Genomic DNA, 16,953 nt, shown 5'->3' on the forward strand with positions numbered 1-16,953 from the left:
ATCCAATCCAACTCATGGAGGTCATTATTATGAAAAAAGTGAACAAATCCAGAAAAGCCGTTACAACGGCATCCATTTCCATGTTATCTGCAATGCTCTTTCTAACCGCCTGTGGCGGGGGTGGAGGCGGCGCGGCAAGTGAGGCACAATCACCTGATGGCAAGGTGACATTGAATTTTATAACACAGAGCTCTCCGCTGGCTCCAGCTGATCCAAACGACAAGTTGATTAACAAGCGACTCGAAGAGAAAACCAATGTGCATATCAACTGGAAGAACTATACGAGTGATGTGTTTGCAGAAAAAAGAAATCTGGCAGTTGCCAGCGGTGATTTGCCGGATGCCATTTTTGATGCAGGTTACGGGGATTATGATCTCCTGAAACTGGCGAAGGACGGGGCGATCATTCCACTTGAGGACATGATTGAACAACACATGCCCAATCTGAAAAAGGTGCTGGAGGAAGCTCCCGAATACAAGAGCATGATCACGGCTCCAGACGGACATATCTATTCATTCCCATGGATTGAAGAACTCGGAAGTGGCAAACAACGGATTCAGGCAGTGGATAACTTGCCCTGGATTAATGTGGAATGGTTGAACAAGCTTGGACTGAAGATGCCAACGACAACGGAAGAACTGAAAGAAGTATTGATCGCGTTCAAAACCCAAGACCCGAACGGCAACGGTAAGGCCGACGAAATTCCGTTATCTTTCATTAACAAACCGGGCGGAGAAGATCTGACATTTCTCTTTGCGGCATTTGGACTAGGAGAGAACTGGGATCATACCGTAGTAACCAATGATGGGAAAGTGGTCTTCACGGCAGCTGATGAAGGCTACAAGGAAGCGGTTAAATACATTCATGAGTTGGTTCAGGAAGGTCTGGTCGATGTCGAATCGTACCAGCAGGATTGGAACACGTATCTTGCGAAAGGCAAGGATAATAAGTACGGCATGTACTTCACATGGGATAAGGCTAACATTACAGGCATGAATGATACGTATGATGTTCTGCCTCCGGTTGCCGGGCCTAACGGAGAGGTCAATGTCACAAGAACAAACGGAATAGGACTTGATCGTGGTCGTATGGTCATTACCAGCAGCAATAAAAACCTGGAATCCACAGCGAAGTGGGTAGACCAACTGTACGATCCACTCCAATCTGTGCAGAACAACTGGGGTACGTATGGAGACGAGAGTCAGCAAAATATATTCGAATTCGATGAAGCCAAGGGCATGTTGAAGCATCTTCCGCTGGAAGGCTCTGCACCTGTAGAACTCAGACAAAAGACAAGTATCGCGGGACCATTGGCCATTCTCGACAGTTATTATGACAAATACACCACCAAACCGGAAGATGCTGCATGGCGTATGGAACTGCTCGATAAATATATGGTTCCACACATGAAAGCAGATAACGTCTATCCAAGCGTGTTCTTCTCAATCGATGAACTCGACCGCCTTTCCACCATTGAGACTGATTTGTTCGCCTATGTGCTGCGTCTGCGTACAGAATGGTATCAGAACGGGAAAGTAGATCAGGAATGGGATGCTTACCTGAAAGAGCTGGATCGCCTTGGATTGCAAGAATGGCTGCAGATTAAACAAGCGGGATATGACCGTAATAACCAATAAAGAAAAGTACGGAGGAGAAACCATAATGTCGACGATTCAACAACAAGATTACCGAAATGAATACCATTTTTCACCGAAAGAGAAGTGGATGAACGACCCGAACGGCATGGTGTTTTTCAATGGAGAGTATCATTTGTTCTATCAGTATCATCCGTTTGGTACGACATGGGGACCGATGCATTGGGGTCACGCGGTAACCCGAGATCTCGTCACTTGGGAGGAACTTCCTGTAGCTTTGGCACCGGATGAACATGGCATGATCTTCTCCGGCAGTGCGGTGGTGGATTGGAATAATACTTCCGGATTTTTCGAAGATGAGCCGGGGTTGGTAGCCATTTTTACACATCATCTGGAAGTACCAAATGATCATCCTGTACAGCGTCAAAGTCTGGCGTATAGCAAAGACAACGGCAGAACCTGGACTAAATACGAGGGTAATCCGGTATTAAAGCATGAGTCCTTTGTTGATTTCCGTGATCCCAAAGTGTTCTGGCATGAGCAGACCAAGGAATGGATTATGATTATCGCTTGTGGTCAAACGGTATGTCTGTACCGATCTCCCAATCTGAAGGATTGGACGCTAGGAAGTGAATTTGGCGAAGGGATCGGTTCACACGATGGCGTGTGGGAATGCCCCGACCTGTTCCCGCTTGCAGTGGATGGAAGCTCAGGACAGGTGAAATGGGTGATGCTCGTTAGCATCGGTGCAGATCCTGCATTCATAGAAGGGTCCAGAACACAATATTTTACCGGAGATTTTGATGGAAGTACATTTGTCCCAGATGAAGCATCCCATGCGATTCGCTGGATTGATCATGGCCGGGATAACTACGCGGGAGTTAGTTGGTCTGACATTCCGGCTGAAGACGGCAGACGCTTGTTCATGGGGTGGATGAGCAACTGGATGTATGCCAATCAGACGCCAACCAATGATTATCGTGGAGCAATGACCATTGCGCGGGAGCTGTCACTGGAGACAAGAGCCGGAGAAGTAATACTGATTCAACGTCCTGCGCGTGAACTTGATCAAGCACGTACGCCATTATTGTCCCTACAGGATGCTTCGATTAGGCAAGTGAGTGAGCAGTTGAACGCTTTGCAACTAGTGAACTATGAGATCCATGCAGAGTGGACTCCAGATCAGTCGTTCCATTTTGCCTTAAGAAGCGGAGCTGGTAACGAAACGCTCGTTGGTGTAGACGCCAACCGAGGGGAAGTGTATATCGATCGTAGTGGATCGGGTATCGGCGATTTTCATGAAAACTTCCTGAGCCGCCATACAGCTGAGTTAAAAGATGTAAATGCGAATCAAAGTTTGCGTATCTTTGTAGATCAATCATCTGTGGAGGTATTTGCAAATGATGGTCAGGCGGTTATCACGGATCTGATCTATCCGGATGTGGATTCCAAGGGCATCTCTGCTCATGCGGAAAATACCGATCTGGTCTTCTCTTCACTTCATATCTATGAGATATCATCAACCAAGGCTAAAGGTTAATTGTAATGAAGGAAAGGAGCCCAAAACGATGCGTATTGGAGCTATAGAAGCGGGCGGAACGAAGTTTGTATGTGGTGTAGGTAATGAGCATGGACAGATTGAAGATCGTATCAGCTTTCCAACAGAACATCCGGAGACCACTCTTGCCAAGGTAATCGACTATTTCAGGGATAAAGATGTGGAAGCCATAGGGATCGGCTCCTTTGGTCCGATTGATCTGCAACAGGATAGTCCCACCTATGGTTATATTACGACCACACCTAAGCCTGGGTGGGGAAACTGTAATGTGATTGGAACCTTGAAGCATGAATTTCCAGTTCCTTTTGGATGGGATACGGATGTGAATGCTGCCGCGCTCGGTGAAGTGACGTGGGGAGCAGCGCAAGGGCTGGATAACTGTGTATATTACACGATTGGCACAGGAGTTGGTGTCGGACTTGTGGCAGGGGGCAAACGAGTCCACGGATTGTTACATCCCGAGGGTGGACATATTCGCACAAGACGCCATCCAGACGATCACTTTGCCGGATTATGCCCGTATCATGGCGATTGCCTGGAGGGGATGGCTGCAGGACCAGCCATTGAAGCTCGCTGGCAGATCCCTGGCAGTGAACTGCCGGCAGATCATCCGGCGTGGGAGATCGAATCCTTTTACATTGCGGAGTCGATTACAACGGCCATCTTACTTCATTCGCCGCAGAAAATCATCTTGGGCGGTGGTGTGATGCAGCAAGATCATCTGTTTCCACTGATCCGGGAGCAGGTAGTGCGGAATCTCAATGGTTATGTGAATGCAGCCCCAATCACGCAACATATCGACCAATATATTGTGCAGCCCGGATTGGGCCAGCATGCAGGTTTGTGTGGTGCGCTAGCATTGGGACTGGAAGCATTGCAACATGCAGCACAAGCTTCACATGTTTCATAGTTTTCTATAATAATCTACATCCCAGAAGGGATGGCTGCTGGTTCGCTTATTTGTATAAGCAAGACTGCACCGTCCTTTTTGGGCTTTTTTTATTTTTTGAGGAGTTTAATATGTTTGAAAAAAATAGTGCGTTCTAAAATCCGATATTGCTCAAGTGAGCTGCCAAAGGTATGATTTTTAGTGTTCTACCCCTAAAAAGTGCGATAAGACATTCAAAAATTAACGTGTCTCTATATGGAAAGGAATTCAACAAATGAACCCAATAACAATGCGTCAAGCTGTACAAGCAGACCAAGAGCAACTCGCTGATTTGCGAGCCTTGGTACTGTACGATGATCTAACCAGGCTAGGAAGGTACGATGATGTGAAGGTGCGTGAACGTTTCCGAAATACCTTCGACCCTGTCCATACGCGGATTATTGAAGTGGAGGGTTCAATGGTAGGTTGTGTAGCGTTGAAGCCCAAGTCTGAGGAATTTCTATTGGAACACTTCTACATACATCCCGATTATCAAGGCCAAAGAATTGGAACTCAGGTACTGAACATGCTGCTGGAACAGGATGAAGTTCAGGGAAAACGGGTTATTTTAAATGTTTTGCAGGGAAGCCCTGCTCGGCGATTGTATGAACGATTTGGATTTATATTGGACAGTGAAGATGAAGTCGATGTGTTTATGTCGGTTCAATTGCAGTAATTTTTACTGTACATCTATATAAGTTGAACTATTCTTTTACACAGAAACGGAGAGGGCAGAAAAAACCTGGAAAAGCGAAGCGTTCGCCTTTATCAGCGGATTTTACCCTTGAGAAAAGGGAATCAAAAAATCTGGGGATAACAGCGATTGGAAGGTTGTTCTGTCATCAGAGTATTCAGTGTAAAATCTTTAGTTCAAGTTATATAACAGACCCATTCATTTAATTCTTGAATGGGTCTATTGAACTTTTCTATTATACTTTCCGATGACGTTACCCTAATATGGACAATAACCTACTTTTTATATAGGAATTATATAGTATGGAGAATGCCAAGATGCCACAATGGAAGAGAAATCTGTATATTCTGTGGTTCGGCCTGTTTTTTAATCATATGGCGTACTCGCTATCCGTTCCGTTCTTTCCTATATTCCTGCAAAATGATCTCGGTATCCAGAGCGGCCTGGAAGCTTGGTCCGGTATTTCTATCTCCATAAGCTTTCTGATCAGTGGATTATGCGCACCCTTCTGGGGATCACTGGCTGATAAATATGGCAGCAAACTGATGCTGGTCCGTTCCGGAGTGGGGCTAGGCATTGCACATCTGGCTAACTTCTTTGTGTATGATCCGTATACGTTTATCGCGGTGAGGGTCTTTCAGGGACTCATGGCTGGTTTTCATCCCGCCTCGATTACACTGATCGGTACCAATACTCCGGAGAAACAGGTGGGTTATGCACTTGGCGTGATCTCCACGGCCAGCGCTGCGGGTGGGATTCTTGGTCCTCTTGCCGGTGGTGTATTGAGTCACTGGATCGGACTGCGGGGATGTTTCATTGCATCCGCTGTAATTACATTGCTCGCGGCTCTGATGGTCCTCGGTGTTAAGGAGTCACGACAAACTCGTACGATCGTTCCAACGAAGATCATAGGGGATTTGAAAAGAGCGGCTTCCACGCCGGGTTTGATGCGAATCTACGGTTTGATTCTCTTAGTCTCGACCTCCGTGCTCATCATCGAACCGATGCTGACGCTCTATGTCGTCCAGATTGGCGGAGATGTTGGCAGTGCAACACTCAGTGCAGGGATTGTCTTCTCGGCGATTGGTGTGGCAACCGTCATTATGGGGCCGCGATGGGGGAAGATTGGTGGAAGGATCGGATACGAGAAAACACTATTTATTGGTCTGATTGGCGGTGGAATTGGCAGTCTGCTGCAGATGACAGCAACGAATCTGATTTATTTTGGCAGCCTGCGATTTGTCTATGGTTTGTTCTTTGCCGCAGTCTATCCGGCGCTTAATGCGCTGATCATCAAATATGCTGATCAAGACTTTCGTGGGAGGGCTGTCAGTCTGAGTCAGACGGCGAGTCAGTTCGGTATTGTGCTTGGACCGTTAATCGGTGGTTTACTCGGTGGATGGATCGGCATTCCGTTTATTTTTCTCTTCACAGGGATTGTGTTGCTTGGAGCGGCTTGGGCACTCAGAGTTAGTAATGTGAAACAGGCGGACTCGAACTGAATGGTCATCACCACAACATAGGGAGGAATATATATGTCACAACGGCAATTGAAGTTGGGAGCTAATCTGAACGGAGTGGGTAACAGCATTTCCTTTTGGCGTCACCCGGATATTCCAATTAACGCGAGCGTTAGTCTGGAATTCTACAAGAAGCAGGTGCGTATCGCGGAAAAAGGCAAGTTTGATCTGCTCTTTATTGCAGATGGCCTCTTCATTAACGAGAAGTCCAATCCTCATTTTCTCAATCGCTTCGAACCTCTCACGCTTCTGTCCGCACTCGCCGGGGCAACTTCCCACATCGGGCTGGTTGCTACATTGTCTACTTCCTATAGTGAACCCTTCACGGTTGCGAGGCAATTTGCCTCGTTGGATCAATTAAGCGGTGGGAGAGCCGGATGGAATGTGGTTACTTCACCTCTGGAAGGTTCGGCCCTTAACTTTGGCAAAGGAGAACATCCCAACCATGCGCTGCGCTACGAGATTGCGGAAGAACATTTGAATGTGGTCAAAGGCCTTTGGGATTCCTGGGAGGACGATGCCTTTGTCGGAGACAAAGAGCAGGGCGTATTTTTCGATCCTGCCAAGCTACATACGCTGAATCACAAGGGAGCTCACTTCTCGGTACAGGGTCCACTTAATGTGGGGCGTTCGAAGCAGGGCCATCCGGTGATTTTCCAGGCGGGCTCATCTGAATCTGGTAAAGATCTGGCCGCCCGATCGGCGGATGCCGTCTACACAGGACACGAGACGCTGGAGGAAGCAAGGGAGTTCTACCGGGATGTGAAGGCAAGAGCGGTGGCATATGGACGTCAGACAGAAGATATCCTGATCTTCCCGGGCATTGGCCCGATTGTGGGTAGAACTGCGGAAGAGGCGGAGCAGAAGTATCAGGAAATTGCCGAATTTGTTAGTATTGATCAGGCGCTGAACTATCTGGGGCGGTACTTCGATCATTATGACTTCTCCCAATTCCCGCTGGACGAACCTTTTCCCGAGATTGGGGAGATCGGCAGCAACAGCTTCCGCAGTACAACGGACAAGATCAAGCAGCAGGCACGCGAACAGGGGCTGACCCTGCGCCAAGTGGCGTTGTTAGCGTCTACCCCACGTACATCGTTCATTGGTACACCGGATCAGATCGCAGATCAGATTCAGGCATGGTTTGAAGGCGAAGCGGCAGACGGATTCAATGTTCGTACAGTAGTACCCAATGGATTGGAAGATTTCGTGGAGCTCGTTGTTCCGGTTCTGCAAGAACGAGGGCTGTTCCGTACAGAGTATGAACATGAGACGCTAAGGGAGAATCTGGGTCTTGAGATTCCACGTAACCGGTATGCGCTGGAGAGTGTGAGATAGAGATGTTAGAACGGTAATGACGTTAATGTAACGTTGTTGCGGCTCTTTTTTGATGGTTTCTTTTTCGGAGAGTACTGCTATTATAAAATGATAAAGAAAATGATACACAAGCTGCAATTCCAGACGAGTCACAGGAGGAGATTGGGATGATTAGAGGGTTAACGAATGCGGGACTGGGCAATATCGAGTCTGATGAACAATATATCACAGAAGCGGCCAAGCACGGATTCGGATCTGTAGATTTGAATCCGCTCTCATTGATTGAAACGTATGGCAAAGAACGGGCGCAACATCTGCTGGAAAGCAATCAGGTGATCATCGGTTCATCGGGCCTGACGGTAGAGTGGCGGACGACAGATGAGCAGTTTCGTGAGGGATTGCAATCGTTGGTCGCTATGGCCGAAGCTTCTGCTGCGCTGAACTGTTATAGCTGTTGCACGTATATTCTACCCTCAACGGATCAACCGGCAGCGCAATTTATGGCGGCGGCTACGAAACGTTTGAGACTCTGTGCAGATATCTTGGATGCTTACGGGATTAAGTTAGGTCTGGAGTTTGTTGGCTGCCACCATTTGCGGACGCAATGGAAGAATCCGTTTATCTGGCGTGTGGAAGATACGCTGGACTGGATCGAGACGATCCATGCGCCTAACGTAGGTTTACTGGTAGATTCCTATCACTGGCATACAAATGGTTTACCGATGGAAGATCTGCTGAAACTGAAGAAAGAGCAGATTGTTCATGTTCATATTAATGATGCCTATGATCTACCCGTTGAAGAATTGCTGGATTATGAGCGTTTATACCCGGGCGAAGGGGTCATTGATCTGGGTGGATTTCTGAGAAACCTGCAGGCGATTGGCTACAATGGTGTGGTGGCTCAGGAAGTACTAACTCCAGCGCCGACCCTAAGTTCGAGTGAACTGTTCGCTAAGACGAAAGCAGGTTTTGACAAGGTATTTGCGACAATCTAAGTTACTGAAAAAAAGGAGGGGGTGTTCCTAGCTGTGTTTATGGCTTATGGAACACCCCTGTTCTTGTTCAATTAATCCAGTACGCCGTGATCTTTCATCAGTTGTTTTGTAACGATCCACAGTCTGTTTTGCATGGCCTCATCTCCGCCAGGATGTATAGGAACAATAGATGCTCCAGTTCCCACATTGAAATATCCTCCCGAAACCTCGCCATACTTCGAATCCACAGCCAACCGAGTAATGATATCCGCACCCCGGCGCGGGTCGCCAATGTGCAAAAAGGTTAACATGCGTTCAAGCACACTTGCAAACCATAGTTCTCGTCCAAGCCCTGTAACATTAAAGCCAGGATTCAGGGCATTTACGCGAATTCCGGTTCCACGCCATTGTCTGGCTAGTTCACCAGTAAACATAATATTGAGCAGTTTGGTTTTGCCATAGTTTGGAGAGGAACCGCGTGCAGTAAAAGGAGTGATATCCGTTAAGTCATCTGGCAACACCAGGGTGCCGTGATTCCGCGAAGCTTCAGAAGCAACATTGACGACTCGGGCATGGCCGGATTGGATCAGGGAAGATTGCAATGTGTGCGTTAGCAGCCAAGGCGCTAAATAATTCACGGCAATCATCTCGGCATATCCTTCGGACGTGACTCTCTGTTCAAAAGCATGAAGTCCGGCATTATTCACAAGTACGTCTATACGCGGATAAGCGGCTGCAATCTCTAACCCAATACGTTTAACATCACTCAGTAAGGACAAGTCTCCATAGAAAAATTCGATTTTGGCAGAAGGCATGATTTTCTTGATTTTGTACCTGGTAGCCTCAGCGCGTTCCTTGCTTCGGGCTGTGAGTATAAGATGTGCCCCGCGTTTGGCGAGTTCCATGGCTGCAAGCTGCCCTAAACCGCTTGTTGCTCCAGTAATTACAATAATGGGATGATTATTTTTCATGAGAAGATCTCCTTTTGACACGAATAGATTCGGAATTATATAATGGACATAAATCAACTATAAATATTAATTGATATTTGTCAACTATATTTCGGAGAGTCTACTTTCATGTTACAGGGAGAGGGAGTTAACAATAATGAGTAAAAATCCAGTCCAAACCAAAGATAGAGCAACCCTGGAGCTAGCGCTGGGCGAGCAGATTCATGCACTGATCAGTGCTTCCCATGCGCTTAACGTTCGGTCTGCCGAGCGTTTTGATGCGAACCTGCAACCTGCCGCTTTTCAACTGGTACGGTGGCTCTACTCCTATGGTCCAACAAGCGCCGCGGCTTTGGCAGAAGCGAATGCAATGGACCGCAGCTCGGTCAGCCGATTAATCAAACAGCTTGAAAAGTCGGGATATGTTAGCAAAGAGCAAGACCCCAAGGATCGGCGCGGGGTGTTACTGTCTCTTACGGAACTTGGTCAACAATCGACGGTTGCTGCGCTCGAGGAGAAGGAGTCAGCTTTTTATGACCGTATATCCAGATGGGATGATAAGGAACTGGAACGTTTCACCGCCATGCTAAGGCAATTTAACGGATTGGAAGGTATGTGAGAGGAACAATAGTGTGGAGTGTATTTGATACCCGAACCATAGGACATGTCACCATTGAGCGAGTGAGACTATAAATTAATAGCAAAAGCGGACAACTGGTGATGTCCGCTCGTGAAATTCCCGGATCATTTTATAGTTTCCAGGGAAGCTGCGGGATTTTATATCGGAAACCCTGATGGTTTCCGTTTCTCACATATATCCAAGGTGGTGGGACAGGGGTGCCTAGTGCTTTATACAAGACCGTTCCTTCATCGCTTACGGAATATTCTTCGATACTACTTTGCATATCCTCCCAATGAACCTTACCTTGGTAAGACAGTGTCTGCCCTTGAACGATAACATGAGGTGCACCTGAAATAACTCTCCGCGTTATGTTGAGAACTCCAACCTTTCCTGAGGACAACATCATCAATTCGCTCATGAAAAGTATGATAATCAAAATGACTATGCTCACAATCCATCGCTTTTTGCTCATTTTGTGACCTCCACTACCTAGGGAGTCATTCCCTCATAGTTAATGTCTTTTAATGACATAATCTCGTCAGAGATGGTATTGATTTTGACTGAATAGGGCTTAATAGCTTGCAGGAATTCATTAATGGTTTTCTTGCGATTTTTATCAAAGACGGCAGATGTTATGTGATTCTCCTTTAATACGTTATCGTTCATTATGACTTGTTTAGCATAACTAACTGAATTACTATAATCGATTAGATGCGTAACCCCCGTGAATTTGCCATTAGTTAATGTACCTTTGGAGAATTCGGATGGTTTAATCCCAATATATTTTTCAGAAGAACCGTGTTTCTTTTTATAATCGATAATCGTGTCAAAAAAGTCCTTATCCCCGGTTAACTTTTCGTTGAAATAATCATTTTTTAGAGCAATCGTAGTCGTATGATCGGTATATCCTAGTGAGACAGTATCTGAAGAGTGGATTGCGTAATATCCCAGAGACATCTTGCCTCGATTGAATGTTCCATTGTTAATGGTGTTGATGTAGCTGTCAAGTATAGGGTAAACCTTACCATCAGAAGTAAGATACTGTACTTCTAACCATTGCGTAATTTCTTTTCCTTTACCATGATATGTATCATTAATCCACGATCCGGTGTAGGTTTTTGTAGTGAATTCACCTGTTCCATGGCCCATATTAGATTCATTGTAATCCTCAAAGGGGACACCTCCACCTTTAACTAATGTATATGTATATTTGCCTTTTCCTTGCCGCTTACCACTCACCCAATCTCCAGAGTAAACTTCGGTTTCTTCCCATCTCGCGGTTCCTTTACCATGAGGTTTTCCGTTTAAAACTTCACCATAGTACGTCCCTCCATCGGACAATTTTAAATTTACTTTCTTCGATGCTGCTTCTGTTGGAGTAGAGCTTGATAATAGTACAATGATAACGATGATCGTTAATCCAAAACCTAGATAGAATCTTTTCAAAAGTGTGCAACTCCTTCAATGAATAATGATCTTTGCGTTGTTAGCCATCTTCAACATTATCGGTTTATGTATCGTATTTTTCCAGTTTAAATATAAAGTGGAGATCGGTCGGATTTCACAAACAACTCGTCCCCAGTTCACAAAAGTAAAGATGTAAAGGTGGATACAAAATCCCGCTCAACCCAAAGTACCTGCGGCTTCAGGGCATATCATGCCTGTGGTTCGTGGGTGCTTTTTTCTATACTCAGCGTATGCGTAACCCTGATTTTTTTACAAAAACCATTATTTTCTCCACTTCATCATTCTGCCTACGCCAGTTCTCCTCCTAATGATCCACAGCAGTGGTGGAACTTTCCTGAATCGTGAACAATCTCTGAATTTTGTATCACCTCCTATTTGCAGCGTTATTCCTAGATTCACTCCCCCAATATGGAGCAGTATAGAGTATAACTTCGTTAGGATAAGTTAGAAAAACCTTTAAGGGAATATGAAAGAATGCAGGTATATGTAAAATTTTAAATACATGCTTTCAGGCCGTTGACCTTGCCCCCAAAAGTCTCTTATATTTACTCCCGACACAACAACTCAGAACGGGTGGTGGGACGATTTTGTTCACTAATAAAGGCAAGAAGATACTCGCTATGCTTACACTTATACCCTTGGCTACAGGGATGGTCATGGGAGCTTTCCCTGCTGCGATAACGTATGCAGATGCCGGAGAGAACACACCGACCAACAGCCTGGCAACAGGTTCTTGGCAAACGGGAGATTTGCATGTACATACATTTGAGTCCGATGATGCACAGGTTTCACTGGAGAACGTGCTAGACGCGGGTTTAACCAAATATGGGCTGGACTGGATCGCGCTGACGGATCATTTGCGGTTATCCAAGCGAGATCACAACGGGAACGACATTTCGGGTGGACCGATTCCCATGTCCCAAGGAATGAATGAATATCAGGTACCGCAGATCAAGGCCCTTCAGGATGCAGGCAAATACGCAGGTAAAACGATCTTCTCCGGTTTCGAATGGGACATGCCTACACATGAACACGTCGGGGTGGGGATTCTTACGGATGAGCCGAACTCAACCGAAGCGCTGAACGCTGCCAAGGAATTCGAGTATCGTTTCACGAATCGCGCAGCGAACCTGTTTAATGCGGCAGACGTAGCGAATTGGGATCAGGACGGAGGCCGTGCCTACACGACGCATCAGGATGCCTTAACCGCCATCAATTGGCTCGCGACCAACTATCCAATGACAAGTTATGCGATGATCAACCACCCTTCACGGGGCAAAAACAAATATACCATCGCGGACTTCCGTGATTTCAACGATCTGGCTCCACAAGTGGTATTCGGTATCGAAGGCATGCTGGGCAATCAGATGGAACCGGATCGTGGAGGGTACAACACAAGTTACAATGTAGCTAATCCGACCGCTGATGATGGATACAAATATCGTACATACGGCGGTGTAGACTATATGGTCGCCAAGGTTGGCGGACTATGGGATGCATTGCTTGGAGAAGGACGTCACTTCTGGAACTATGGCAATTCGGATTACCACTTCAAGACGATTGGCACGAATTCCAGTGGTTATTTTCCGGGCGAATATGCCAAGACGTATTCCTGGGTTGAGGGTACAGGTATGCAGGCTGTTTTGGATGGACTGCGTTCGGGGAAATCATTTTCCGTATTTGGTGACCTTATCAACGCACTTGATTTCACGGCTTCCGGAGCGGGTGCTCAGGTTGAGATGGGTGGAGACCTTAATGTGACCCAAGGCGATGAAGTAGAGTTGAAGATTCGTTTTAAGAGTCCAACCACGAGCAACAACTATGAAACTCCAATCAACAGCGGCACTTCCGCTGGACAAGTACCCGTGGTGGATCACGTCGATCTCATCGCTGGGGATGTGACAGCCAAGGCCCAGAAGGGTACAGCCGCATATACCAAAGACACCAACGACTCTACCAAAGTACTGGCTACCTTTACATCCAACGATTGGACGACAGATGCCGAAGGCTATAATGTCATCACGTACAAGATCAAAGCTACAGACCAGGACAAGTATTTCCGCCTGCGTGGTACGAATCTGGGCATGAACGTGACCGGTGAGACTGTCAATGGTGAACCCCAGCTTGATCCGAAAAATACGACAGTCGATGCAACAACCCGTTTTAATCAAATTAACGATAGCAACTATCGCGATCTGTGGTTCTACTCCAACCCAATCTTTGTGAGTGCCACACCTTACAGTGATGCACAGGCGGTAAGCGATACACTTCAAGCAATTGATCTGGGCGATCTGAGCGCGGTCCATTCTGATCTTACCCTTCCTGTTGAAGGGAAGCATGGTGCAACCATTAGTTGGTCCAGCTCCAACCCGGAACTAATGAATAACGAAGGCAAGCTGCTAACGCAACCGGACAATAATGAGCGATTGGAACTGACGGCAACCGTGCAGCGTGGCACGGAATCTCAACCCAAAACGTTCACTGTCATTGTGGAAGGCACGAATAATCAGGCGCTGGTGTTAAAAAGTAACATGACAACCGCTGACGGCCAGCCGTTTCACACGGATACATGGACGAATCAGTCTGTAACCGTTAGTGTAACCAGCGCAGTATACGCACCTGCTACTTCCGCGATTATCGAGTTGTCCCGGGATGGAGGGCAGACGTATGAACCGTATACAGAGAATACACCTATGGAGGTAACGGAGCCGGGAGAGCATAACCTTTTATTCCGAGCAACAGATGATCTGGAACAAACGTATACTTTACCTCTGGTCATTAAAATAGACCGTGAGATTCCCGTCATCACCCTGCAAGGTAGCAGCCAGATGACGTTGAATGTGGGAGACACATACAATGAGCCTGGGGCACAGGCTTCTGATAATGTCGGCATTCGTGGTTCCGTGCAGGTGGATGGCACGGTGAACACACAAGCAGCAGGGATCTACACCCTTCGGTATAACGTGAAGGATATCGCTGGTAATGAAGCACAGGAAGTTATCCGTACCGTGACTGTACAAGCCCGCTCAGGCAACAGTGGCGGAGGTTCAGGTGGAGGTAATGGAGGCAACTCTGGTGGGAATTCAGGGGGAAGTACACCAAGTGTCCCAACAACGCCTACCGTTCCAACCACACCAACGAACCCTGAAACGGGATCAGACTCATCCACTGAAGTGAAGGTTGAGGTGGAAGCGAATCAGCCTGTCCAAACCGGTTTGAAAGGCATCGTACAATTCAACGCTCCAGCGGGAGCAATCGGTTCCAAGGATACGCTGCAAGTGTCCGTGGTGGCCAAGGACAAGTTGCAGAATACAGCTTCCCTGAATGTACTTGGACAAGCTGTACAGATTAGCCGCAGTGGCGGAAGAACGTTGAATGAACAGGCGGCATTGAGCTTGAATGTGGATTCGGCAAATCTGCCGAATGGCACCCAACCTGCAATCTACTATTATAATGAAGCTCGTCAGAGCTGGGTATTTATCGGTGGCAAGACAAATGCAGCAGGAAGCATAACGGCCAATGTGAATCATCTGGGTACATTTGTTGTGTCCAGTTACACACCGGTGAATCTATCTGACCTGGATGGACACTGGGCTTCCGACTATGCAGATCGTTTGTTAGGCATGAACGTGATTCAAGGTTACACAGATGGTACATTCCAACCATCCAAGAAGATCACACGGGCAGAGTTTGTTACGTTGCTCAGTAAGGCGCTGGCACTGAAGTCTGTAGAGTCGGATACAACGTTTGCAGATCAAGGTAATCTGCCAGACTGGGCGAAAGGTGATATTGCCGCAGCCGTGCAAGTCGGAATCGTGAAAGGCTACGGTGATAATACATTTAAGCCCGATCGGACGATTACTCGTGCCGAGATGGCAGTCATGATGGCGAATGCGCTGAAAGTAAGTTCAGATGCACAAGCCGGAATGTCTGGTAATACATCCGTTAAACCAAGTTTCACCGATGCATCGCAGACCCCATCTTGGGCACAAGAAGCATTGGATGCAGCGGTGCAGGTCAAGATTGTGAGCGGATATACGGACCATACCGTTCGTGCAGGAAGTGAAACGACCCGAGCGGAAGCTGCGACGATGATCTATAACTTGTTGCTCGCCCTGTACGTGTAAGAAGTAACAAAGAGAATTAACCGTATATAAAACAGCAGATATAAAGTAGATAAAAAACTGATATCCTTTTGGGTATCAGTTTTTTGAATTAAATCATTTTCATCTTCGGGTGGCATGTAAGACGTTCCATAGCTTTAATTCAAGAGACGAAAGGGCAAGTTACTATGATAGAATAAGTTAGGTCTGGATGATGAAACGGTGGGGGCTTGGAACATGAACAAAACGGAGCGGCAGCTTGCGATTACGCTTGAATTGCAGCGAAGAAAGATGTTAAGAGCAGAAGATTTAGCTGCTCAATTCGAGACAAGTGTACGTACGATATATCGAGATATCCAGGCATTAAGTGAAGCTGGCGTTCCGATAATGGGAGCCCCGGGTCATGGGTATTCCCTGATGGAAGGATATTTTCTCCCCCCGGTAAGCTTCACCGCAGAAGAAGCCGTATCCCTGCTCATGGGAGCTGATTTTATCGAACAGAGATTGGATACAGAATACGCAATGGAGGCTAAGTCGGCTCAACGAAAAATTGAAGCGATTTTACCTGAATCCGTTCGTAATGAATCCACACGTGTACGGGAAACGATGCGATTGCTTCATACGGTTGAACCTTTAACCCGAGCACGGGTGAAAACATACCTTAATCAGATACGTAATGCCATTCTGGATCAACGTAAAATCAGTTTTATGTATCTGAAAAAAATGCCAGGAACGGATGGAAATCGGTATAACATGCGTGAGGTTTCACCCTATGGCCTCTCACTGGTTCAGGAGAATTGGATGTTAATTGCACGTTGTGATATGCGACAAGACATTCGTCATTTTCGTTTGTCACGGATGACTGAACTTTCCGTGCTGGAGGATCAATTCCTTTTGCCACCGGATTTTGATCTAAACAGTTATCGACCTCCTGACGACCGTAACGAACAAGTATTAATCAGAGCAAAACCTGAAATTGCTGACAAAGTTATGGAGGCCCTGCATTTTTATATGGATGCATTTGAGGAGCAAGAGGAAGGTGTCATTTTTCATTTTCGTGTCCGCTATCCGGAGGAAATATTGCATTATTTACTTGGCTGGGGTGGAGATATCGAGGTCTTGGAGCCGGAATCTTTGCGCTTCCGAATGAAGGAAGTAGCCAAAAACATCTTAAAACACTACTGACATACACCTGTCAGTAGTGTTTTTTTATACTTTGATATAT

12 protein-coding genes are annotated in these 16,953 nt (G+C 46.6%); 10 read left to right on the plus strand and 2 right to left on the minus strand.

Going from position 1 to position 16,953, the window contains the following annotated elements; all coding sequences use genetic code 11:
• The first annotated feature begins 29 nt into the window (after positions 1 to 29).
• From QF049_RS30770 to QF049_RS30800, 7 genes are all read left to right on the plus strand, one after another.
• Positions 30 to 1,637, plus strand: coding sequence for an ABC transporter substrate-binding protein (locus QF049_RS30770; RefSeq protein ID WP_307542842.1), 1,608 nt, complete (start codon positions 30 to 32; stop codon positions 1,635 to 1,637).
• A gap of 25 nt (positions 1,638 to 1,662) precedes the next feature.
• The gene (locus QF049_RS30775) at positions 1,663 to 3,135 is read left to right on the plus strand and encodes a glycoside hydrolase family 32 protein (protein WP_307542844.1); all 1,473 of its coding nucleotides are present in this window, start codon (positions 1,663 to 1,665) and stop codon (positions 3,133 to 3,135) included.
• A 28-nt stretch (positions 3,136 to 3,163) separates the two neighbouring features.
• Complete coding sequence (locus tag QF049_RS30780; protein ID WP_307542846.1) at positions 3,164 to 4,063, plus strand: ROK family protein; 900 nt, start codon at positions 3,164 to 3,166, stop codon at positions 4,061 to 4,063.
• Between the two features lie 253 nt (positions 4,064 to 4,316).
• Complete coding sequence (locus tag QF049_RS30785; protein ID WP_307542848.1) at positions 4,317 to 4,757, plus strand: GNAT family N-acetyltransferase; 441 nt, start codon at positions 4,317 to 4,319, stop codon at positions 4,755 to 4,757.
• 335 nt (positions 4,758 to 5,092) lie between these two features.
• Entirely contained in the window at positions 5,093 to 6,277 is a 1,185-nt protein-coding gene (locus QF049_RS30790; RefSeq protein WP_307542850.1) for an MFS transporter, read from the plus strand.
• Between the two features lie 33 nt (positions 6,278 to 6,310).
• Positions 6,311 to 7,633, plus strand: coding sequence for an LLM class flavin-dependent oxidoreductase (locus QF049_RS30795; protein ID WP_307542852.1), 1,323 nt, complete (start codon positions 6,311 to 6,313; stop codon positions 7,631 to 7,633).
• Positions 7,634 to 7,779: 146 nt separating this feature from the next.
• A complete protein-coding gene (locus QF049_RS30800) occupies positions 7,780 to 8,607 on the plus strand; it encodes a sugar phosphate isomerase/epimerase family protein (protein WP_307542854.1) in 828 nt (275 codons plus the stop codon).
• 71 nt (positions 8,608 to 8,678) lie between these two features.
• Here QF049_RS30800 and QF049_RS30805 read toward each other — a convergent pair whose 3' ends face one another.
• The gene (locus QF049_RS30805; protein ID WP_307542856.1) at positions 8,679 to 9,557 is read right to left on the minus strand and encodes an SDR family NAD(P)-dependent oxidoreductase; all 879 of its coding nucleotides are present in this window, start codon (positions 9,555 to 9,557) and stop codon (positions 8,679 to 8,681) included.
• Between the two features lie 136 nt (positions 9,558 to 9,693).
• On the opposite strand from QF049_RS30805, the gene QF049_RS30810 reads away from it, so the two are divergent.
• Complete coding sequence (locus QF049_RS30810; protein WP_307542858.1) at positions 9,694 to 10,155, plus strand: MarR family winged helix-turn-helix transcriptional regulator; 462 nt, start codon at positions 9,694 to 9,696, stop codon at positions 10,153 to 10,155.
• A 492-nt stretch (positions 10,156 to 10,647) separates the two neighbouring features.
• On the opposite strand, the gene QF049_RS30815 is transcribed toward QF049_RS30810, so the two are convergent.
• Positions 10,648 to 11,604 carry an MORN repeat-containing protein gene (locus QF049_RS30815; protein ID WP_307542860.1) on the minus strand — a complete coding sequence of 319 codons (957 nt, stop codon included), beginning with the start codon at positions 11,602 to 11,604 and terminating at the stop codon, positions 10,648 to 10,650.
• 608 nt (positions 11,605 to 12,212) lie between these two features.
• Here QF049_RS30815 and QF049_RS30820 point away from each other — a divergent pair.
• Together QF049_RS30820 and QF049_RS30825 are read left to right on the plus strand one after the other, a co-directional pair.
• Positions 12,213 to 15,752 (plus strand): S-layer homology domain-containing protein, encoded by a 3,540-nt coding sequence (locus QF049_RS30820; RefSeq protein ID WP_307542862.1) that lies wholly within the window; start codon positions 12,213 to 12,215, stop codon positions 15,750 to 15,752.
• Between the two features lie 213 nt (positions 15,753 to 15,965).
• Entirely contained in the window at positions 15,966 to 16,913 is a 948-nt protein-coding gene (locus QF049_RS30825) for a helix-turn-helix transcriptional regulator (protein WP_307542863.1), read from the plus strand.
• Positions 16,914 to 16,953: the final 40 nt, after the last annotated feature.

This window comes from Paenibacillus sp. W4I10, assembly GCF_030816325.1.
In the GTDB taxonomy this organism is placed as follows: Bacteria; Bacillota; Bacilli; order Paenibacillales; family Paenibacillaceae; genus Paenibacillus; species Paenibacillus amylolyticus_B.